Raw genomic sequence first — 22,393 nt, forward strand, 5'->3', positions numbered from 1 at the left:
GCGCGTGCACGAGCTCATGGATGTCCTGCGCAGGCAGGCACACTATTTCGGACCGGAGCTGGCGAAGACCGCCTACCAGCGCGGCCTCGCGGTGACGAAGCCGGATGGCAGCACCCAGCCCATCCCCATCACCGCCACGCCCGTCATCCTGGACGCGGAGGAGATCAAACGCCGCGCGCTGCTGTCCGCGAAGCTGGCCTCCGCCACGATGAAGATGGCGCGCGCCATGCTGGGCGGCCCGGACGCGGAAGTCCTGCTGGGCGCGCTGTCCCCGCTGGAGCGCCGCCTGGCGCAGGCCACCTGGGAGGCGAGCCGCAAGCTCGTCACCACGCGCGTGGACTACTTCGTGTCCGGAGGCCGGCCCTGGGCGCTGGAGGTGAACGCCACCATCCCGGCCATGCAGGGCTATTCGGACATCGCGGCGCGCACCTTCATCGAGGTCGTCGCGCGGCACGTGCGCTATCCGGAGAAGGCGCTCGCGTCGCTGCTCACCCTCAACGGCAACAACGCGCTGGCGCTCTACCGCGCGCTGCTGGACGGCTACGCGGCGGAGCGTGACGGGAAGATGCCGGACACGGTGGCGCTGCTGTGCCGCAAGAACGACGCGCAGGTGACGGAGCTGCGCTGGCTGTGCGAGCGCTTCCGCGAGTTCGGCGCGGACGCGGACATCGTGCACCCGGAGGACGTGTCCGGGGACGACGCCTTCACGGTGAACGGCAAGAAGTACGACCTGGTCTACCGCCACCTCTTCGTGCGCCGGCTGGAGCAGAACCCCGCGCCGTGGGTGGAGGACTTCCTGGGCGTCGTTCCCGGGAAGAAGGCCGTGTTCCTGAACCCGCCCGCCTCGCAGGTGGAGGTGAAGACCACGTTCGCGCTCCTGTCGCAGGCGGTGACGGACGCGGCGCTCGCCCAGACCGCGGGCCTCACGCCCGAGGAGCTGGAGGCGGTGCGCGCGGCGGTGCCGTGGACGCGCCCCTTCCGCCACGGCCCCGGTGTGGGCCCCGACGGCGCGCCGGTGGACGACCTCGTGGCGCTCGTGGCCCAGGAGCCCGCGCGCTTCGTGCTCAAGCGCGCGTGGGACTACGGCGGCAAGGCCGTCTTCCTGGGCCGCTCCGTGGGCACCGTGCCCTACGAGGAGCGCGTGAAGGGCGCCTTCGGCGAGTCCAAGACGTGGGCGGAGCTGTGCGAGCGCGCCGCCACGGACCCGCAGGGCGGCGGCTACGTGGTCCAGGAGGTGGTGGACACACAGCCGGAAGACCACCTGCTCTGTGGGCAGAACAGCGTGCTGCCGACCTCCTTCTTCGTCGACTACTCGGCATACGCCTCCGTGGGGCTCGCGAAGCAGCCCGCGTGGGGTGGCGTTTGCCGGGGGTCCATGTCGGAGATCGTCAACATCGTGGGCGGCGGGGGCGTCCTGCCGCTCATCACGACGGAAGTGGCGTCAAAGCTTTTGCTGGCCTGGAAGGCCCTTTAAGGCGTCCTCCAAGGATCCTCGTTAGACAGAGGCAGGGCGCGCAGCGGTGCCCGGCCTGAAAGGAAACGGAACACATGGCGTGGGAATCATCAGGTGGTTGGCAGAGCGGGCAGGCGGCCGGGGTGGACGACGTCCTGGTGCAGGAGTCGCAGCGCGCGTTCATGTCGCGCGTGCACGGCTGGATGTTCGCGGGCCTGGCGCTCACCGGCGTGATGGCGATGGTGACGCTGGCCAATGAGACGCTGCTCCGCATGGCGGTGCAGAACCGCATGGTCCTGTTCCTGGTGCAGCTGGGCGTGGTGTTCGGCCTGTCCATCCTGGCGCCCCGGCTGTCCGGCCCGGTGGCCGCGGTCATGTTCGCGGGCTACGCGGCGCTCACCGGCGTGACGATGTCGGTCATCTTCCTCATCTACACGGCCAGCTCCATCGGTCAGGTGTTCTTCATCACCGCCGCGACCTACGGCGCGATGGCCGTCTACGGCACCGTCACGAAGAAGGACCTGAGCAGCTGGGGCACGTTCCTCTTCATGGGGCTCATCGGCATCCTCATCGCCAGCCTGGTGAACTTCTTCGTCAAGAGCAGCGCCGTGTCGTTCGTCACCGCCTGCGCGGGCGTGCTCGTGTTCGCGGGCCTCACCGCGTACGACGTCCAGAAGCTGCGCGAGTACCACGCGGGCGCGGGCTTCAAGAGCCTGACCGCGGTGAGCATCGTGGGCGCGCTCACCCTCTACCTGGACTTCATCAACCTGTTCCTGTCGCTGCTGCGCCTGCTGGGCAACCGCCGCGACTAGCTCCAGGCGGTAGGGGCCAACAGGCTTTCCCCAAGGCGGGGCGCGAGGCGGGCAACCGCCTTCAGCGCTCCGCCTTCTTGTTGAAGGGCATCAGCAGCCGCTCCACGGGGCGGCCCTGCACCAGGTGCTCCTCCACGATGGTGGGCACGTCCTCCACCTTCACGCCGCCGTACCAGGTGCCCTCCGGGTAGACGACCACGGAGACGCCGAACGCGCACGTGTCCACGCAGCCCGCCGCGTTGGCGCGCATGCTGCGCTTGAGCCCGCGCTTGTCGAGCTCCTCCTTGAAGGCGGCCCGCACCTCCTCCCCTCCCTTGGTGGCGCAGCACCCCTTGGGGTGTCCGTCCGGGCGGCGGTTGGTGCAGACGAAGACGTGGCGTTCGAAGGGAGGCGGCATGGTTCGCCTCCTAACGCGGGCGAGCGTCGAAATCGATGCCGCCGTTCAGCAGGCGACCGTCCAGGCCCGCCCCACCCGGCCCGTTTGTCGCGTGGGCCCGGGAGCGCTCCTACGCTCGGCACACGGACTGACAGCAAACATCCGCGAGTGATCACAAGCGCTTGGAGAGGCCCCCTTCCCCCGCTGACCGATTTTGCATGGTCATGACGATACATTGCCAGCCACGGCTGCCATTGCCACCGGGAGAAGGGTTATTAGATCAGCCTTGGGCGCAGATCAGCCGGTGTCGAAATGCGTACCAAATGAAGTGTGTAAGCAGGATTCTGACACTAGATATAGGGGCGTGGGTGATGTTGACGGACCCCACCAGCGATCATATGGATCCGCCCGCCCGGCAGGTGGGCAGTCAGGCCCGGGCCCGGATTCCAGGGGTGTGTCCCCTCGTTTCCGCCCGTCCCCGACCTTCTCAACGCTGCCGTCCCTGTGCCTGGAACTGATCAACGGATCCCCTGGGATTCTGCGGCGTTGGCCATTTTGCAAATTTTGCATCATCACTCTCAGTGAATCTGGAGGTGGGCGTCATGGAGAAGGAACTGAGTGGGAAGCCGGTGGTGGGTGGCAGGGAGCCGCGGCGCGGAGGCCGTGCGAAGGGCAAGGCGGCGACGGCCTCCACGGGGCTGACCGTGGAGCGGTTCTTCACGACGCCCGGGGTGGATCCGGCGGACGAGCTGGCCTGGGAGTACCGCAGCGCGAGCATCAAGGGCGAGGACGGCAAGGTCGTCTTCGACCAGAAGGACATCGAGGTCCCCAAGTCCTGGTCGATGCTGGCGACGAACGTCGTGGCGTCGAAGTACTTCCGGGGCACGCCCGGCACGCCGGAGCGTGAGACGAGCGTGCGCAAGCTGGTGGCGCGCGTGGTGGACACCCTCACCCGCTGGGGTGAGGAGGGGCACTACTTCGCGTCGGCGGTGGACCGCGAGGCGTTCCACGCGGAGCTGACGCACCTGCTGTTGCGCCAGAAGGCGGCCTTCAACTCGCCCGTCTGGTTCAACGTGGGCGTGGAGGAGCACCCGCAGTGTTCGGCGTGCTTCATCAACAGCGTGGACGACAACATGGAGTCCATCCTGGGGCTGGCGCGCACGGAGGGCATGCTCTTCAAGTACGGCAGCGGCACGGGCTCCAACCTGTCCAGCATCCGCGGCAGCAAGGAGCTGCTGGCGGGCGGCGGCACCGCGTCCGGTCCGGTGTCGTTCATGCGCGGCTTCGACGCGTTCGCGGGCGTCATCAAGAGCGGCGGCAAGACGCGGCGCGCGGCGAAGATGGTCATCCTCAACGCCGAGCACCCGGACATCCTCGAGTTCATCCGCTGCAAGTCGAACGAGGAGAAGAAGGCCTGGGCGCTGATTGAGGCAGGCTACGACCCGTCCTTCAACGGCGAGGCCTACGGGTCGGTGTTCTTCCAGAACTCCAACAACTCCGTGCGCGTCACCGACGACTTCATGAAGGCGGTGGTGAACGACGGCCCGTGGCAGACGCGCGCCGTGCGCGACGGCCAGGTGATGGAGACGTACAAGGCCCGCGAGCTGTTCCGTGAAATCGCGGAGGCGGCGCACCTGTGCGGCGACCCGGGCCTCCAGTACGACACCACGGTGAACGCGTGGCACACGTGCTCCGGCACGGCGCGCATCAACGCGTCCAACCCCTGCTCCGAGTACATGTTCCTGGATGACTCGGCCTGCAACCTGGCGTCGCTGAACCTGATGCACTTCCGCACGCTGGAGGGTGGCTTCGACGTGGCCGCCTTCAAGCACGCGGTGTCCGTGGTGCTGCTGGCGCAGGAGATCATCGTCGGCTTCAGCCGCTACCCCACCGAGCGCATCGCGAAGAACAGCCACGACTACCGCCCGCTGGGCCTGGGGTACGCGAACCTGGGCGCGCTGCTCATGGCGTCCGGCCTGCCGTACGACTCCCCCGCGGGCCGCAACCTGGCGGGCGCCATCACCTCCCTCATGTGCGGCGAGGCGTACGCCACGAGCGCGCGCATCGCGGAGAAGCAGGGCGCGTTCGCGGGCTACGGCAACAACGCGGAGCCCATGCTCGGCGTCATCCGCAAGCACCGCAAGGCGGCGTACCAGCTGCCGGCGGACGGCGTGAGCGCGGAGCTGCACCAGGCCCAGAAGGAGGCGTGGGACGACGCGCTGGCGCGCGGCATGGAGCACGGCTACCGCAACAGCCAGGTGACGGTGCTGGCGCCCACGGGGACCATCGGCTTCATGATGGACTGCGACACCACCGGCATCGAGCCGGACATCGCGCTCATCAAGTACAAGAAGCTGGTGGGCGGCGGCATGCTGAAGATCGTCAACCAGACGGTCCCGCTGGCGCTGGAGAAGCTGGGCTACCCCCAGACGCAGGCGCAGGACATCATCGCGTACCTGGACAAGCACGACACCATCGAGGGAGCTCCGCACCTGAAGCCGGAGCACCTGCCGGTGTTCGACTGCGCGTTCAAGCCATCCAGGGGCCAGCGCAGCATCCACTGGATGGGCCACATCGAGATGATGGCCGCGGCGCAGCCGTTCCTCTCCGGCGCCATCTCCAAGACGGTGAACCTGCCCAATGACGCCACGGTGGAGGACATCGAGAAGGCGTACATCGAGGCGTGGCGCAGCGGCCTGAAGGCCGTCGCGGTGTACCGCGACGGGTGCAAGCGCACGCAGCCGCTCAACACGTCGCAGGACAAGGCCCCGGAGGCGAAGCGCGCGGTGGCCGCCGAGCCCACCCCCGCCGTCATGCCCGAGCCCAAGGCGCTCCGCCGCCGGCTGCCGGACGAGCGGCAGTCCATCACGCACAAGTTCTCCATCGGTGGCCACGAGGGCTACCTGACGGTGGGCATGTACGAGGACGGCAAGCCCGGTGAGCTCTTCGTCGTCATGGCGAAGGAGGGCTCGGTGGTGAGCGGCCTGATGGACAGCTTCGCTACCAGCGTGTCGCTGGCGCTCCAGTACGGCGTGCCGCTGCAGGTGCTGGCGGACAAGTTCTGCCACACGCGCTACGAGCCGAGCGGCTTCACGGGCAACCCGGCCATCCCCATCGCCAAGTCCATCACCGACTACATCTTCCGGTGGCTGTCGCTGAAGTTCCTGCCCACGGAGCCCTGCGCGGACGACGTGGAGGTGACGCCAGTGGAGGAGGCCCGTCCGGAGCCGGTGACGCAGGCGGCGGTGCCGGCCCAGGCGGCGACGCTGCAGCTGTCCGCGATGAACTCGCGCAGCACGTACCTGAACCAGGCGGACGCCCCGCCCTGCCACCAGTGCGGCGCCATCACCGTGCGCAGCGGCGCCTGCTACAAGTGCGCGAACTGCGGCACGACCAGCGGCTGCAGCTGAAGCCCGCCGCGGTCGCGGGTTGAAGTGAGGTGAAGGGCTCCGGCGCTCTCAAGCTCCGGGGCCCTTCGTGCTTCAGGGGAAGCGGTGGAGGCGCGTGCAGATCTCCACCGCGCGGTCCGCGATGCGGCCCAGCTCCTCCAGCATGGCGACGTCCAGGGGCGCGGGGCCGTGCTCGGCGACGAAGAAGGCCACGGGCTGCCCGCGCGAGTGGAGCGGGAAGACGAGCAGGTGGTGCTCGGACTCGCCGCACAGCGCGGAGAAGATGGCCTCGTCCTGGGGGCCCTGCGGGGCGCTGAAGACGCTGGGGCTGGGGCCGTTCAGCGCGGAGGTGAAGAGGGACGGCGTGTCCAGGTCCACCTTGAGCGCGGAGACCTCCGGACGGTCGCTGCCCGGGCCCCAGGCGCGGCCCACGCGAGCGAGACCGAAGCTGTCACCCAGCAGGAAGGCCCGGCGGAAGCGGCCCGCGCTGTAGGCCAGCAGCACCTTGCCGACCATGCCCTGCGAGTCCGCGGTGTCGAGCGCGGAGAGCACCTGCTCGGCGGTGACGGCGGGGCCGTCCACGGGCGTGTCGGTGGACGCGCTGGCGGCGGCGAGCAGGGCCTGGGCGGGGTCGATGTTCGCGACGGCCTGCGGCTGCCACGGCTGCTGCATGAACTCCCACGCGGAGGCCAGGGCCACGCCGTCCTCGGGGGTGGTGGGCGCGGCGGCGGGGACGTCCAGGTCCACGACGCGGTCGGCCCAGGTGGTCTCCGGGCTGTGGCCCACGGGGCCCTCCCCTTCCCCATTGCCCTGCCAGCCCACGAACTCCCACGTGGAGGCGAGCTGCATGGGCTCTTCCGTGGAGGTGGGCAGGTCGTCGAGGGCGATGGGCGTCCGGTCGCGGACCGGCGCTGGGGGCGCGGCCACGAGGCGCGGCTTCGGCGGGGCCGTGGGCGCCTCCGCTTCCGTGAGGGTCGCGTGGGAGGCCGGCTCGGGCGTGGGCTCCGGGACGGGCCTGGGGGCGGGCTCGGAGCTGGAGACGAGGGCGACCTCGAACTCGGGAGGGATTTCGGCTCGGCGCTCCTCGGTGGGCGCGGGGCTGGGGACCTCCTCCGGAGAGGGTTCGGGGGCCACGGCGTCGGCCTTCGGGGCAGCGGCGACCTGCCAGGACTCGGCGGTCTCGGGAGGCGTGACGGAGGGCTGGGGCGAGTCCCCCGCCAGGCTGAATTCGAGCGCGTCCGCTTCGGCGTCCGGCGCGACCGGTGCGGCAATGACAGACGCCGCCGGCGGCTCCACGGGCTCCAGCCGCGCAGGTTGATCCACTTCAGGCGAAGGCGCCGTGGAGACGGACGGACTCTCCGGCTTCGCGGCTTCGACAGCGGCGGGAGTCTCCGGGAGGTCCTCGAACTCGATCGACTCTGACAGCCCGTCGGACTTCGGAGCATCCGCGATGGACGGTGTGGAGACGGCCTCCGGCGGAGGGGCTTCCTTCGATTCAGCCGTGGGCGTTGGGGCTTCGGGAGCCGCGGCCAAGACCGGCTCCGCCTCGGGAGTCGAGGGCGGCTCGGCGGACATCAGGTCCACGTCTTCGAGGACGTCCGTGGCCTCGGGTGCCTTTGCCTCTTCGTGCGGCTCGGCGGACATCACGTCCACGTCTTCGAGGACGTCCATGGCCTTGGTGGCCTTTGCCTCTTCGTGCGGCTCGGCGGACATCACGTCCACGTCTTCGAGGACGTCCGTGGCTTCGGCAGCGGCGGTCTTGGACGGCTCCGCCGACACGGCATCCACGTCTTCGAGGATGTCGTCGTCGGAGAGATCATCCCCGGTCAGGACCGCTGAGGGCTCGGGGGCCTTCTCGGCAGCGGCTGCGACAGGCGCGGAGTCGAACGACTCGGGGCTCAGGCTGAGGTCGGCGTCTTCGACGAACTCGGCATCCAGCACCAGTTCGGACAGCGATGCCGTCTGGGTGGGCCGAGCGGTGGCAGCCTCAGCCTTCGCATTCGACGGTGCGTCCGCGGAGACGGTGGGAGCCGCCGGCTTCGCGGAAGGGGTGTCCGAGAATGCATCCGCCCACGCTCCTCCGAGATCCGGCACCCCTGCACTGGCGGCCGGGGCGTCCGAGATTGCGATGGCTTTGGTGACCCCTGACGGGCGTCGGGCCACAGGGGGCTGGGCTCCACCTGAAGACAGCTCGGCAGGCGCCTCGTCCCTCGCAATCCCTACCGGAGCCGTCTCCTCGATGGATTCGGACGAAGCCTGGGCGTCTGGAGTGAGGCCCACGGGGGTGGTCGTTCCACCCGCCGGGCCTTGAGGCGCGACGGCCGGAGCACTGGCGTGAGAGGCATTCGCCGTCTCGACCGGGCCATCAGCCATGACGGGCGGAACGTTCCCGGGAGCGGCCGGCACAGGGCCAGACGGCCCCTGGACAGACGCGAGCGACGGGCTTCCCGCCGCCCCCGGAGCCATCGCAGCGGGGTTGCCCGGCGGAGGCGCGGCGACGGGACCCGCGGCGCTTGGGCGCGGCGGCGAAACGGACGCCGGCACACCCGGAGGAGGCACGGTGCCCGTGGTGCCAGCGGCAACCGAGGGCACGGTTCCAGACGGAGGCCTTTGGCGCGGTGGAGCTCCAGGCGGAGGTGGCTGGCCTCCCGCGACCCCAGGCCTTCCCTGCGCGGCATTCGGAGGTGCGGCGCCCGGTACACCGGGAGGCCCCATGGGACGCGCGCCCGCGGGTGCTCCGACACCAGGAACTCCAGGAGCGGTCGGAGGACGCTGCCCCGGAGGCACGGGCCCCGCGCCAGCAGGAGCCATCATCGCGGGCCCGGGCATGCCCGGAGCGGGCCGAGGCGGCGCGCCCGGAGGCATGCCGGGCGCTCCCGGCGGAGGTCCTGCCCGGACCATCCCCGGCGGCATCGGCGCGCCCGGAGGGCCCACCGGACGCGGTCCCTGAGCCCCTGGCGCTCCCGGCGCGGCGGGACGCATGCCCGGAGGCGGCGTCTTCGGCACGGTGGGGATCCCCGTCGCGGAAGGCCGAGTCCCCGGCGGCACCGGCCCACCCCGCCCGATCATCCCAGGAGGCTGCGCTCCCGGAGCCCCCGGAGGAGGCGCCACGCGCGCAGGCGCTCCGGCTCCAGGAGGCCCACCCGCGGCAGCCACCATCGGCGCGCCCCCCTGCGGAGGCACACCCGTGACAGCGCCCATCGGCGCGGCCCCATGCGGAGGCACGCTCGAAGCAGCCACCATCGGCACGGCCCCATGCGGAGGCACGCTCGAAGCAGCCACCATCGGCGCGGCCCCATGCGGAGGCACGCCCGAAGCAGCCACACCCGGCCCCTGCGAAGTCAGGCCCGAAGCAGCCACACCCGGCCCCTGCGAAGGCAGGCCCGGAGCAGCCGCCCCCACTGGAGACACCCCCGGAACCACGGGCACGCCAATCCCAGACGGTGGCCCCCCACCCTGCCGGGCCACCATGCCCGGGGGCTGCGGCGACATGGTCAACCGGGGCGGCCCGGCCGGAGGACTCCCACCGGGCCGGGCCATCTCCACGACCGGCGGAGCCCGCACCGGCTCGCCCATCACGATGTCCGGAAGCTCCTCGCCAACGATGGCCGCTTCGGCCAGGTCCGCTTCGGCCTCCTGATCCTCCGACTCGTCGCTGAGGAACTGTCCCGGCGCGAGCCCGCCGAACATCCCCGCCACCTCGGGCTCCGCGCGCACGGGCGCGGGCGGAGGCGGCACGGCCGGCGGCGGAACGACGACCGGCGCCGCGGAGAAGGAGGCCACCGACGGCATGGACACCGAGCGGCGCGCGGGCACGGGGATGGCCGCCTTCAGCGGACGCGTCGGCCGGTCGATGCCGTAGCGCAGGTTCTGGTAGTGGAACAGCCGCAGCTCCGGCACCACGTACGGCACGATGCGCATGCCCGTGATGAACCCGAGCGCATCCGTGGTCTGCAGGTCCAGCGGGTTGGCCATCGCGACCTTCAGCCGCCGGCCCTCCACCGCGAGCGGGAACGCCTGGTGCTTCTCCGCCTGATCCGCCGTGAGCAGCTTCAGCGTCGCGTCGGTGACGGCGTCGAAGTCCGCCTCCATCGCGACGGGCAGCCGGGACAGCTCGCCCAGCACCATGCCCACCGTCTCGATGTCGAGGAACCCCAGCTCCACGAGCCGGGAGCCCAGCCGGCCTCCGTGCACGAGCTGTGCGCTCATGCCCTGGTCGAGCTGCGCCTGCGTCAGGAGGCCCTTGCGGACCAGCGTCAATCCCAGCTTGTCGCCCATGTCGGCCCGCAGTCTAGACGGCTTCGCGGTGCCAATGAGAGGGTGTGCGCGAATACGACCTGCGCGCCCGTCCCGCCTGCCTGCCTGCCCTGGCCCGGCTTCAGTACGCGTTCTTCGACAGGAAGCCCCCCAGCGCGGTGCGCAGGAGGATCTTCAGGTCCATCAGGAGCGACCAGTTCTCGATGTAGTACAGGTCGTACTCGATGCGCTTCTGGATGGACGTCTGGCCGCGCAGGCCGTTGATCTGCGCCCAGCCGGTGATGCCCGCCTTCACCTTGTGGCGCAGGTGGTAGCGCGGAATCTGGCGCTTGAACTCCTCGATGAAGACGGGCCGCTCCGGACGCGGGCCCACGAGGCTCATGTCGCCCCGGAGCACGTTGAAGAACTGCGGCAGCTCATCCAGCGAGTACTTGCGCAGGAACGTCCCCACCGGCGTGCGGCGCGCATCCACCGCGCTCGCCATGGTGGCCCCCTGCGCTTCGGCATCCACGCGCATGGTGCGGAACTTGAGGATGGAGAAGGTCCGCCCGTCCATGCCCATCCGCTCCTGGCGGTAGAGGATGGGGCCCTTGCTCGTGAGGCGCACCAGCAGGGCCGTGAGCACCATCGTCGGCGCGCTGACCGCGATGGCCAGCAGCGAGAACAGGATGTCGAACGCGCGCTTGGCCACGCGGCTCCAGCCGTCCATGGGGTCGCCCTGGAGGCTGATGATGGGCAGGCCGCCGAACTCCTCCAGGCCGCCGTACAGGGTGATGTACTGGTACAGGTCCGGCACCACCTTGACGTCCACGGTGCGCAGCGCCAGCTGCTCCATCAGCGGCTTCACCCGCGCCTGGTCCTCCAGCGGCACGGCGATGATGACCTGATCCACCGGGTGGGCATCCAGGTAGGCCTCCACCTGGCCCACGTGGCCCACCACGCGCACGCCGCCCACCCACTGGCCGACCTTCTCCTCCTTCAGCGACAGCACGCCCGTCACGCGGAAGCCCAGCTCGCGGTGGCTCTCCACCGTCTCGATGGTGCGCAGCCCCAGCTCCTCCTCGCCGATGACGAGGATGGACTTGAGGTTGTAGCCGCGCCGGCGCACCTCGCTGAGCAGGTGGCGCATGATCATGCGCGACAGCGCGATGAGCGTGAAGGCGTAGACGACGAAGATGGCCAGCGTGAGGCGCGAGTAGCGCTCGCGGATGAAGTACGTCACCGCCACCAGGACGAGCGTCGCGGTGATGGTGGCCTTGAAGAGCTCGAACAGCTCCCCCATGTGCGAGCGCGCGCGGTTGGTCGCGTACAGCCGTGCCCGCTGGAACGTCACCGGGAAGATGACGAGCACCATCACCAGGGAGACGAACGTCTCGGCCGGGGGCGGGATGCCCTCGGTGATGGGGAACACGCCGCTGAAGCGGGTGAAGTACGCGAGCACGAACGCCACCGCGAGCATCCCCGCGTCGGCGGCGACCTTGATGGACGTGTAGAAGCGCTGCAGGCGACCGAACACCGCGATGACTCCTGTCGGGGGAGACGAAGACCGTCCGTCGGATGCAAGACACGCACCCCTTGCCCCGCTCACCGTCAGGTGCCCGGGCCCCTCCCCCGCCGCGGCGTCCTACCACGGGTTTTCCCGTGAATCCAACCGGTTGGACCGCAGGGCAGCCGACACACTCCGACATGCCGGGCAGGCAGGCCTCGGGAAAGTGGGGACGGGGCGGACAGCGCTGTCACACTGCTGGGGAGGGCCTGGACAGCCCCAAGAGGGCGTCCACTTCCGCCTGGATGGCCTGCTGGAAGCGGGCGCGGCCGAAGCGCTCGGCCTGGGCGCGGGCGTCCTCGGGGCGGAAGGAGGCCTCCCACGCGTCGAACTGGCGCACGGCGGCGGCGAGGGACGCGGGGGTCTGCTCCGGGAAGAAGAGGCCCGTCTTCGGCGTGACGGTCTCCAGGGCGCCGCCCTTGCCGAAGGCGATGACGGGGCGTCCGGTGGCCTGGGCCTCCAGGGGGGTGATGCCGAAGTCCTCCTCGGGGGTGAAGAGGAGCGCGCGGGCGTCGCGGTAGAGGGACGGGAGCGCGCTGTCGGGCACGTTGCCGAGGAAGCGGATGTGGGGCGGAAGCGGACCGGACGTGAGGCGCGAGGCCTCCTGTCCCGTGCCCACGACCCACAGCGGGGTGTCCAGGGTGCGGAAGGCCTCCAGGGCGACGTCCAGGCGCTTGTACGGAGCGAAGGCGCCGAGCCACAGGAAGTAGCCGCCCTGCCCTCCCCTTTCGAGCGGCACCTGCGTGAAGCGGTCGAGCTCCACGGGGGGCGGGACGACGGAGGCCTCGCGGCCCCAGAAGCGGCGGATCTTCCCGGCGATGTGCTGGGAGTTGGCGACGATGCGGTCCACGCCGTCGGTGGAGGCGCGGTCCCAGTGCTGGAGGTAGGGGCGCACGGCGAGGGCGGCGGCGCGGACGGGGAGGCGCGTGCGGCCGGGGCCGAAGTACTCGTCGAACAGGTCCCACATGTACCGCATGGGAGCGTGGACGTAGCTCAGGTGGGGCACGCCGGGAGGGGCGTGGATGCCCTTGGCGACGCAGTGGCTGGAGGACAGGACCAGGTCGTAGTCGCCGGTGATGCGCAGGGCTTCGATGGCGCGGGGGAACAGCGGCAGGAAGTGCCGGTAGCGCGAGTGGATGCCGGGGATGTGCTGGAGGAACGACGTGGTGATGCGCCGGTCCTCGATGCGCGCGGGCTGGCTGCCCGGCTGGTGGATGAGGGTGTAGAGGTCCGCGCTGGGGAACAGTTCGCAGAGGGCGTCGAGGACGCGCTCTCCGCCGCGGTGGGTGACGAGCCAGTCGTGGACGAGGGCGACCTTCACGGGTGGGCCTTCTAGCACTGGATGCGCGGCGGTGCGGGTGGAAGGCCGCGTGTGGTAGGCCAGGGAGCGTGCCTTCTGTCCTCCTCGACCTGAGAATGGTGCGCGGTCAGCTCCACGGCATCGCGAGGTACGCGCTGGAGCTGGCGCGCCGCCTGCCCTCCCTGGCCCCGGACCTGGAGTTCTCCGCCCTGGTCCCGGCGAAGGGCCTGCCGGACGACCTGGGAGAACTGACGCCGAAGATTCCGCTCCACCGTTCCAGGGCCGGGTACCTGTCCCCGACCGAGCAGCCCCTGCTGGCGTACGAGCTGACGAAGCTGAAGCCGGACCTGTTCCACGCGACGTCGTTCTCGTTGCCGCTGTTCTGGCCGGGCCGGCTGGTGGCCACGTTGCACGACGCGAACCACCTGGCGCTGGCGGACCAGTACACGCCGGTGCAGGCGATTTATTACAAGGCCGTGGTGGGGCCCCGGGCGCGTCTGGCGTCCGCGTTGATCACCGTGTCTGACTTCTCCCGGGAGGAACTGGGGAAGTACCTGAAGATGTCGCCGTACCGGTTCCAGGTGATCCACAACGGTGTGGATTCACGGTTTGAACCACCCACGGCGCGCGAAGCGCAGGCATTCCGCGAGCGGCATGAGTTGCCGGAGCGGTACGTCGCGGTCGTAGGCAATGCCAAGCCGTTCAAGAACCTGGCGATGCTGGCGAAGTTCGCGGAGGAGTTGCCGGTGCCGCTGGTGCTGCTCGCGGGCAAGGGCGCGGTGGCGCATGAGACGGGCCTTCACGAGAACGTCATCGACCTGGAGCAACTGCCCGAGTCGGAGATGCCGCTGTTCTACGGCGCCGCCACGGCGCTGCTCCTGCCGTCGAAGTACGAGGGATTTGGATTGCCTGCGCTAGAAGCCATGGCGTCTGGATGTCCCGTCATCGCCGCGGATGCGACAGCACTTCCGGAAGTCGTGGGCGATGCGGCGCTGCGAGTCCCGCCCGACGATGCGAAGTCCTGGCATGAAACAACGCTACGGATTCTCAGGGACGAAAACCTGCGCCGGAGCTTGATTGAGCTGGGCAGGGAACGTGCGGCCCGATTCACCTGGGACCGATGTGCTCAGCAGACCCTCGGCGTCTTCAGGCGAGCACTGCAAGGAAGGCCATGACTCTTCGTCGTAAAGGCACTCGGCGTATCGTCGTCGGGAGCAGGTCCTACCGCTGGACTGTAGCTCCGAACGATGAGCCCGGGCTCGGCATCGTCGTGGAGCAGGAGTCAGGGCAGGGTCAGCGCATGGTGACCTGGGTAGAGCACGGAACGGTCATCTCTCCGGGCCTCGTCAAGGAGGTCATCGACCACGCGCTCGATGCAGACTGGCGCCCCGAGCAACCCGGCGTCGAGCGGGTCTTCCGGCGCGAATGAAACGCTCCATGATCAACCCGGCGAAGTCACGCATCCGTGGCCTGATGACCTGCATGCTGCTCCTGGTTGCTTCGACCGGGAGTGCCCAGGTCCTCCCTGCCCTCCAGTCCGCAGCGCCGAAGGCCGTGTCGCTCACCGTGAGCGGCGGCGTGTCCCTGGGAACGTATGAGGCAGGACTCCTGTATTACTCGGGGACGTCGTCGCAGGGAGAGCGCGCGGTGGACCTGCGGCTCGTGACAGGCGCATCCGCGGGGAGCCTCAACGCGCTGCTGGCGGTGATGGCCACCTGTGGCGTGGATGCCCCCACGCCGGGCCAATCCCTGTTCTGGGATATTTGGGTCCCCATTGGCTTCAACGACCTGTTCGTCCCGTCCTCGACGCAGCCGCTCGGAGTCTTCTCCCGTGATGCACTGGAACGCCGCGCTGGCCACATTGAACAGGCTTGGAACCGGGGTCTGGAGTCGTCCTGCGACGTGGTGCTCGGAGTCTCGACGACGCGCCTCTCGCCTCGCGCCCTAAAGGCTGCGAATGGACGGCTCGACCTGCCGCGACTTGAAGAGAAGTTCGCCATTCGAATCCAGGGCCGTGGGGCGGGACGTCCTCCTCGCGCGACGAACTACACGACTCGCGAGGGCCGCCGGCTGGAGTTGATGCTGGAGACCGACGAGCAGGGGGAAATCCCCTTCGCGCATCTGCGCGAGCTTCTCCTCGCGTCCATGTCCTTTCCCATCGCGTTTCCGCCCCAGCCGCTGCGCACCTGCGCACCGACCGCCTCCACGAAGCCTGGGGTGTGCCTGCCAGCGGATGCACGGCGGGAGCTCTTCATCGACGGCGGCGTCTTCGACAACACCCCGCTCCGTCTGGCCGTGGGGCTCGCTCGCGATGGTCTGCGCGAAACAGCGGATGGCAAACTGGAGTGGCGCCCGGTTCCCCAGCCCGACGTGCGCACGACGCCCCCGGGCATCGCGTTCGCCTTCATCGACCCGGACGCCACCGAGTACCCGGTGACGCCCCCTACCCAGGCGGAGGCCGGTCCCACCTCCCTGCCCGCCACACTCGCGGAGCTCCTGGCCACCTTCGTGGACACAGCGCGTTCGAAGGAACTGGCCATGCTCCTGGAGGAGGAGCCGGAAATCGCCAAGCGCCTCACCTTGCCGCGCCGACACTTCCCCGCGGCTGGTGCGCCCCTGTTCGCGTTCCTGGGCTTCTTCGAAACCAGCTTCCGCGTCTTTGATTTCTACCTGGGCATGTACGACGCCCGCCGGATGATGGATGACGCGTTCCGGGAAGGGCGGACGCCTTCGGAAAAGCCTCGCGCGACGACGATGGATGGCCTTGGCGGATGGCAGCCTTTCGCTTGCATGAGCGCCGTCTATGACGCCTCACCGGGCGCGGAGGAGCTGTGTCAGGGCGAAGCGCTGGCGGACTTTCGGGCGCTTTTGCAGATGTCCCTGGATCAGCTCTACGACGCCTGCAGCAAGCCCGAGGTGACAGCCCCTGCTGGCGCCTGGCGCAACACACACTGTGATCGCGCGCTCGCGGGACAGCCACCGCCCAGGGTCCCCGGCCTCCAGCCTGGCGAATGGCCGAAATGGAAGCAGGGCGAAAACGAATCCGAGCTGGCGTACTCAATGCGGCTGCTCGGGGCCTATGGCTTCAGCTTCCGTGACCTTGGTGTGCCGAAGGGCCGGGGGGATCTCGCGGTCCTGCGGATCCGGCATGCACTCGGAGCTGCCGCCCTTCGGCTCGCGGAGGCGCAGCCCCCTTCCGATAAGCCCACGGTCCGTTTCGCCAGCAAGCTCGCGGTGGACAGCATCAGCTATGAGCCCCAGCGTCTGTCGCTGCACGTCACGATGGGCCCTACCGAGAGCGAGGTGGGCTTGAGCGTCGGGGCCTCCGCGCTGCCGCTGTCGTCCGGACTCCGGTTCGCGGGTGCGCTCGGGTTCCGGGGACTCGAGGACGTCCTCTCCTCCGGCAGCAGCAGCGACCCCTTCGGCGTGGCCCTCACGGGAGGACTGGAGTTCCAGCCCCGCGCGGAGCAGACCTTCCTCTCACAAAGCCGGCTTGCGCTTCGCGCTGGCTGGTTGTTCAGCGCGAACGATGGCTACGGGACGAACGTCTGCACGGACGGAGGCGCCAGCCACGTGACCGCGTGCTCACGGCCTGTTGTCCAGGCGCTCGTGGGCATCACCTTCCTGGAGTTCCTCCGAGCCCAGGTCGTCGGTGAGTGGTTCCCCGGAAGCAGCTCCCGGAAGACGCTCTGGTCCGTGGCCCCGGGCATCGGCCTGGAGCTTGGACTCTGACAACTCCCCGCGAATGAGCAGAATGGCGCCCCCTGCGATCCGTGACGCAGGGTGAAAGTCACGTACATTCATGCTCTCCATTCGCTCCATCGCTCTCTCTTGTGTCGTCGTGCTCGGATTCTTCGCAGCGTGCAATGACGATTCCCCTTCCCCTGACGAGACTCCCGACGCGTCCGTGCCCGACGCGTCAGTGGAGCTGTGCCCCACCGAAGGCACCACGCAGTGCGGCGACTCCTGCGTGAACACCGACACCGATCCGGCACATTGTGGAGTGTGCGGCCAGGCCTGCATGGCCATCGAGGCCTGTCAGAGCGGCCTCTGCGTCGCGGTCTGTCGGATCGGCGGTGAGCAGTTCGCGGTCGGGGCAGTGAACGCGGCGAATGCCTGCGAGGTCTGCGCGCCCGTGACGTCCGCGACCACGTGGACCCCGCTCGCGGAAGGGACGGCGTGCGGCTCGGGACAGATCTGCTCAGCCGGCGCGTGCAGCCCGAAGTGCTTCATCGACGGCGCGTTCTACGCCGAGGGTACGCCGAACCCGGTGAATGACTGTGAAGTGTGCGCGCCAGTGACGTCGACGACGACCTGGACGCCTCGCGCGAGCGTTCCGTTGCTGGTCGGAGGCAGCGACATCGCAGAGCAGGGATGGGCGCAGGTCGCGCAGACGCCGAACACCCTCACGTACGGTGAGGACTACGTGCGCCTCGCGACGTCGACGACCAGCAGCGGCCGAACGAGCGGGCAGTTGCTCATTACGCGGGCGAACGCGTTCGACGCAGCGAAGCCATTCAAGCTCCGCGTGACGATGCAGGTCGAGTCGGCGAACCCCCACAACCAGCTCGACAGCGGCGCGGCCATCCTGGGGAGCTTCACCTCGCCGTTCGGCAACTCCACGGATCGCTCGCAGATGATCTACCTGGACAGCGCGGCGATTGGCTGGGCGGATGACACGCAGTCCTCGGCGTTCTCCGTGACCGATGGCGCGTATCACGTCTACGAACTCGCGGTGAATGCCGACAACGTGGCGACGGTGAGCGTCGACGGTGTCGCGAAGCTCACGCGGAACAACTTCGCGGCGACCGGAAACATCGCCATCGGCGACCAGACCAACGACCCGAACGTCGACGGAGCCATGCGGATCAAGTCGGTCGAGCGGGTCTGCCCCTGATACTTCCAAAGTCGCGGGCGGTCTGCGTGAAGTGCCAGCTATCGACCATCAACAGAATGGCAAGGCTGAGGATCAAGACATTTGCGCGGTTGGCAGCCTTGCATTGACAGGAACGTCTGGACGTCAAGAATCGCCAGGCTGCCCATTCTTGCGGACTGCGAGCGGGCTGTCAGTCCCAAGGAGGATGACAGCGGAGACTTCCGACACTCAAGTGAAGTACGTACTGAAGTCCAGATCCCGGATGTTACCGGGATTCACCTGAGGCAGGCCTGCTGCGAGGCGTATCCTTTCAGCAATCGGATCTTCGTATTTGAGAGCGACTCCCTTGCTAGCGAGTCGCTGCTTCGCGGTCTTGAGGACGGCAGCGCAAGTCGTGCAGGCGACCTTGCACCCGAAAACGTGGACGCCCTTGAAGAGTGCTCGTGAGTAGCACTTGTGCAGGGCAGCCAGCAGCTTCTGCTCCGCATGCATGTTGCCATGGGGTCTGTCGCTGCCCGTATAGGCGCCCTTGATGAAGACGATCCCCCTGACTGGGGGCGGCTTGCTCGATGAAAGGCTGTAGCTGACATTGTTTGCCGTCCGTTCCGGCAAGGGAGTGACCGCTGGCTTCTCGTCCGGAATCGCTCCATCCAGGCTTGCGAGGTCGTAGAGGTATTTCTGCTTCCCGGATGGGAGGTTCTGTCGGGTGAGCTTCCCTGCATGATGCTTCAAGACCAGGGTCTGGTAGGCATCGACATGGGCAACCAGCGCATCATGCGTATCAATACCCAGCGTGTCCAGCAGCTCCTGCTGTGCATCTGTGTCGCCGTCGTCGTTATTGGCGATCCATAGGGTTCCTGGCATGGCCAGGCATTGGGTTTCCTCGTGATTGCCACTGGGCCGGGTGATCTTCGTCGGAGTGTCGATGAGGCATGACAGGAACCCATTGCTCTCGTCCAGGCAAGAAGCCGCCAGATTGAGGTACAGGGCAAGCTGCTCGCTGCGGTATGCCATTGAACGCCTCCTGGTGGGAAGATGGGCGCTCAATATCCAGCCACGTGACTCGCGAGGCAAGGCCTCTGCACTACTCGGGAAGTCCTCGCAATCTGGGTCCCATTGACCTCACCGACCTTCAGAGTCGGCTCCGAGGTGCGTGGAGGTCAGACGATGCACGGCCTGCCGGGGAAGATTAAGCTAGAGCCATGCCACTCATCCCGGATGAACTGTATTACCTCAACGACAACGTCGTAGCATCCACAAGCCTGCTCCCCCCAACAAAAAATATTACATTAACCAAGGGCAAAACCCTCACGGTCGTTGACGTCATGAAAAAACACTTCACCGTCAGCAGCAACGGCCAAAAATGCTACGTCAAATCTGATTACGAGTCGTGCTTCGTCTTGGCGCGCACCATGACTCCCTTTCTGGAAATCACGTCAGCCGTCCAAGACTACGGCGGACAGCAAGCACGCAAGGCGAAACCGTTCGCTACCGGACCCGCCGGGCAAATGAAGCGGCCCGACTTCGTGCCCGTTCCAACACCCGATACTCGCGCCTTCGATTACAAGCCCAATTCGAAAACGACCGGCAATGAGCGAGTCGCGCAAATCGAAAAGCGAATCGACAGCAACTTGATGTATGACTTCGAGACGATCTCGCCCATGACGGGGGATCGCGTCCAGACGTCAGGAACCTATTGCAGCTACTGCCACGAGTGGTTTCAAACATACACCCTCGACAGCGACCATGTGATCACCTCGAAGGAAATTGGGGAGTGGTTCCAGAATATCGAATCCCTTCTCAACAAGAACGAACATGCCTACAAGAAGAAGATCCAAGACTCCCTGGCGGGTAATTTTGACGGCGCCAGGTTCGACTCCTTGTTCTTCAAGGCGAGTGATGGCGTTTGGCATGGCAGCGCACAGGGCGCGCTCTTGTTCTTCAACAACGTCTCCAACCTGGTATTGACCTGCAAGACCTGCAATCAGCTCTTGAAGAACGACAAGAAGGGACGCGAGCATCTCTCGCAGAGCTTCATCTTCGGCCCGAAGTTCGATGAGCAGAACCCCATGGGCATCGAAAACTCAGTTTCTCTTCAGGATGGGACCGGGCTGGGGGATGCAGTTGAAAAATTCAATCAACTCAAGCGCAACAGGCGGTCCATAGACGCTCACCTCAACATCTTTATTTCCAACACAAAACGAACCAACCGGGCAAGGGAGATGCTTCACGCTGACGTGGTCGGCAACAAGACCGTGGCGAAAGGCAAACGCAAGAAAGAGGAGCATCTTACCCAGCTCTTCTCCATCGCCGACGATAGATACCCAAGCGATGAGGATGATGACTCTCTCGACGACCTGCTCATCAAGAACTACCAGACGACCCTGGAATTATCCCAGAACAACAAGACAGCCGACATTGATCAATTAAGACTGCGCGCCATCAAGCGGCAGGCGAGAATTCGGCAACTTGAGACTGCAAAAGCAGAATTAGAGAAAAAACTCAGCGTGCTGAACGACAAATACCAGACGCTCCGAGAGAGATGCAAAGATCTCGAACGGACGAAATATGAAAAACAACAAAAAAAGATCAAGCCATGATTCGACCATGCCGCTCCCCCAAAGCCAGCAAGAGCCCGGGGACCACTCCGTGCATGCGCTCGGCCAGAAACTGACCTTCGATAGGTGCTACAAGGAGTTCCCAGCCAACCTTTACGTGTGTCCCAGCACGGGGAACCGGTGGGCCTCCTGCGGGAGACGCAGGTTGCGCACGAAGAGGTCCGCTTCCGTGTCCTCACCGGCGACCACCGCATCCGGCCAGTAGCGCTCCGGGGTGAAGCCGAAGCTGATGGACCGGATGGGCTGGTCAATCAACCGGGGGATCCAGGCGCGCAGGTCGAAGGGCTCCCGGGCGAAGACATCGTCCAGGTAGAGCGTGCCTCCCTCGACTCCCGCGAACACCCAGGCGTCCGTTCCCAGCTGGCGCAGCGGCCTCGCGAAGCCATTGGCCACGTGCCAGCTCGCCACTGTCGCGTAGCCCCTGGCTCCGAAGCGCTCCGTGGAGGGCAATCCCTCGCTGGAGAGCGCGGCGAGTCCTGCGCGCACGGCCGCGTCCTCCAGATTGAGCGTGGGCACGGGTGGTCCTTCAGGCACGGCGTCGTACGTGGCCGCGAACAGCGTCTGCAGTTGTGGCTGGAACCCGAAGCGCGGGTAGAACTGGCGCACCTTGGGGTTGGCGAAGAGCAGCACGGGCGCATCCCCACACGCGTCCAGCGCGGCGTTCATGACCACCCGTGCCAGTCCTCGCCCTCGATGTGACGGCAGACACCCCACGGCGCCCAGTTGGTAGGCGGTCGCCTCGCGCCCCTCCAACAGCAGGCGCATCCGCATCACGGAGGCATTGGCCACCACGCGTCCGGCCTCCATCAGCGCGAACGCACGGTAGTCGTCGTTCCACTCCCCCCATGCGCGCCAACGGCGGAAGTCCGCACGGCGGAACACCTGGGGCACGTAGTCACAGAGCAACTCCTGTGACTCCCACTCACGTGCCCCGATCTCGGTGACAGCCATGGGCTCCATCACACGCCTCCGGTCCGCGGCTCACCAGCCGTTGTAGTGCCGCATCCACTCACCATACACGCTGACGTCCGACGCGCACGGCCCCTGACCCGTCGTGTTGTAGGGCGGCGGCGCGGTGAGCGTCCCGGCGTTCCCCTTCGGCGGCGCGAAGTAGACCGTGGACGACGTGAGCTGCGTGCAGTTCTCCGTGCCGGGGCCGTACCACTCCACCCAGTTGATGATGGAGCCGCTCAGCCAGTTGCGGCCCCACGGCACGCGGATCCGGCCAACGACGGTCTCCGTCTGGGTGCTGTCATTGATGATGACGCCCAGCCACCACTCCCCTTCCGCGTCCGCCCCGTTCTGCCAGACGCGGACGCGGTAGTACTGCCCGGCCACCCAGTTGAAGGGCACCAGGGTCTGGTACCCCACCCCTTCGTGCGAGAACGGCTGACAGATGGCGCCAGCCACGTTCGAGCACGTCGCGCCATTGGCTCCCCAGATGGAGAACACGGCGCGCTTCCCGTTGGGGTCCGTCTGGATGCCGATGTACCCCGCGTCGCCTCCCGTCTTGAAGGCGAACTGCGCGGCATAGAAGTACCAGGGGGCGACGTGGGTCGCGTCCGCGGCCGGGTCGTTCGACGGGAAGATGGTCAGGTCGAAGTTGTAGAGGCCCTGGGCCGGCACATTCTGCACGTCCCAGTAGGAATACGTCTGGTTGACCTTCACCAGGGACTGCGAGGTGGTCGCCAGCGTCTCTGTCTCAGCCCGCGGCTCAGTCCCTCCACAGGCAAGGAGGGAACCCACACAGAAGGGAGTCAGCACTC

The 22,393-nt window shown here is 67.6% G+C and carries 15 protein-coding genes; 8 read left to right on the forward strand and 7 right to left on the reverse strand.

From position 1 onward, the window contains the following. The first annotated feature begins 16 nt into the window (after window positions 1-16). A complete protein-coding gene (locus tag NR792_RS12410; protein ID WP_375761609.1) occupies window positions 17-1,474 on the forward strand; it encodes a hypothetical protein in 1,458 nt (485 codons plus the stop codon). Between the two features lie 74 nt (window positions 1,475-1,548). Next, entirely contained in the window at window positions 1,549-2,265 is a 717-nt protein-coding gene (locus NR792_RS12415; protein ID WP_375760259.1) for a Bax inhibitor-1/YccA family protein, read from the forward strand. A gap of 61 nt (window positions 2,266-2,326) precedes the next feature. Here the strand turns inward: NR792_RS12415 and NR792_RS12420 are convergent, their stop codons facing one another. Next, window positions 2,327-2,662, reverse strand: a complete 336-nt coding sequence (locus NR792_RS12420) for a ferredoxin (RefSeq protein WP_120530529.1) — start codon at window positions 2,660-2,662, stop codon at window positions 2,327-2,329. Between the two features lie 581 nt (window positions 2,663-3,243). Between NR792_RS12420 and NR792_RS12425 the strand changes: the two genes are divergently transcribed. Further along, window positions 3,244-6,051: a vitamin B12-dependent ribonucleotide reductase gene (locus NR792_RS12425; protein ID WP_375760260.1), complete on the forward strand. Its 2,808-nt coding sequence runs from the start codon at window positions 3,244-3,246 to the stop codon at window positions 6,049-6,051. A gap of 72 nt (window positions 6,052-6,123) precedes the next feature. Here NR792_RS12425 and NR792_RS12430 read toward each other — a convergent pair whose 3' ends face one another. The 3 genes from NR792_RS12430 to NR792_RS12440 all read right to left on the reverse strand — a co-directional run bounded on the left by NR792_RS12430 (window position 6,124) and on the right by NR792_RS12440 (window position 13,154). Then, the gene (locus tag NR792_RS12430) at window positions 6,124-10,308 is read right to left on the reverse strand and encodes a hypothetical protein (RefSeq protein WP_375760261.1); all 4,185 of its coding nucleotides are present in this window, start codon (window positions 10,306-10,308) and stop codon (window positions 6,124-6,126) included. 100 nt (window positions 10,309-10,408) lie between these two features. Beyond that, window positions 10,409-11,803, reverse strand: coding sequence for an undecaprenyl-phosphate glucose phosphotransferase (locus tag NR792_RS12435; protein WP_375760262.1), 1,395 nt, complete (start codon window positions 11,801-11,803; stop codon window positions 10,409-10,411). Window positions 11,804-12,023: 220 nt separating this feature from the next. Then, window positions 12,024-13,154, reverse strand: coding sequence for a glycosyltransferase (locus NR792_RS12440; protein ID WP_375760263.1), 1,131 nt, complete (start codon window positions 13,152-13,154; stop codon window positions 12,024-12,026). Window positions 13,155-13,249: 95 nt separating this feature from the next. Between NR792_RS12440 and NR792_RS12445 the strand changes: the two genes are divergently transcribed. From NR792_RS12445 to NR792_RS12460, 4 genes are all read left to right on the forward strand, one after another. Continuing rightward, window positions 13,250-14,308 (forward strand): glycosyltransferase family 4 protein, encoded by a 1,059-nt coding sequence (locus NR792_RS12445; protein WP_375761610.1) that lies wholly within the window; start codon window positions 13,250-13,252, stop codon window positions 14,306-14,308. Continuing rightward, window positions 14,305-14,562: a hypothetical protein gene (locus NR792_RS12450; protein WP_375760264.1), complete on the forward strand. Its 258-nt coding sequence runs from the start codon at window positions 14,305-14,307 to the stop codon at window positions 14,560-14,562. The genes NR792_RS12445 and NR792_RS12450 overlap by 4 nt, the downstream gene beginning before the upstream one ends. Before the next feature lie 8 nt (window positions 14,563-14,570). Beyond that, a complete protein-coding gene (locus tag NR792_RS12455; RefSeq protein WP_375760265.1) occupies window positions 14,571-16,865 on the forward strand; it encodes a patatin-like phospholipase family protein in 2,295 nt (764 codons plus the stop codon). A 70-nt stretch (window positions 16,866-16,935) separates the two neighbouring features. Continuing rightward, entirely contained in the window at window positions 16,936-18,030 is a 1,095-nt protein-coding gene (locus NR792_RS12460) for a hypothetical protein (protein ID WP_375760266.1), read from the forward strand. A 207-nt stretch (window positions 18,031-18,237) separates the two neighbouring features. Here NR792_RS12460 and NR792_RS12465 read toward each other — a convergent pair whose 3' ends face one another. After that, complete coding sequence (locus NR792_RS12465; protein ID WP_375760267.1) at window positions 18,238-19,023, reverse strand: hypothetical protein; 786 nt, start codon at window positions 19,021-19,023, stop codon at window positions 18,238-18,240. Window positions 19,024-19,211: 188 nt separating this feature from the next. On the opposite strand from NR792_RS12465, the gene NR792_RS12470 reads away from it, so the two are divergent. Beyond that, complete coding sequence (locus NR792_RS12470) at window positions 19,212-20,609, forward strand: hypothetical protein (RefSeq protein WP_375760268.1); 1,398 nt, start codon at window positions 19,212-19,214, stop codon at window positions 20,607-20,609. A gap of 111 nt (window positions 20,610-20,720) precedes the next feature. Here the strand turns inward: NR792_RS12470 and NR792_RS12475 are convergent, their stop codons facing one another. Together NR792_RS12475 and NR792_RS12480 are read right to left on the reverse strand one after the other, a co-directional pair. Further along, a complete protein-coding gene (locus NR792_RS12475; RefSeq protein WP_375760269.1) occupies window positions 20,721-21,578 on the reverse strand; it encodes a GNAT family N-acetyltransferase in 858 nt (285 codons plus the stop codon). Between the two features lie 30 nt (window positions 21,579-21,608). Then, window positions 21,609-22,295 (reverse strand): DUF3472 domain-containing protein, encoded by a 687-nt coding sequence (locus NR792_RS12480; protein ID WP_375760270.1) that lies wholly within the window; start codon window positions 22,293-22,295, stop codon window positions 21,609-21,611. Window positions 22,296-22,393: the final 98 nt, after the last annotated feature.

It is taken from the genome of Corallococcus exercitus (assembly GCF_042231735.1).
Taxonomy (GTDB): domain Bacteria; phylum Myxococcota; class Myxococcia; order Myxococcales; family Myxococcaceae; genus Corallococcus; species Corallococcus exercitus_B.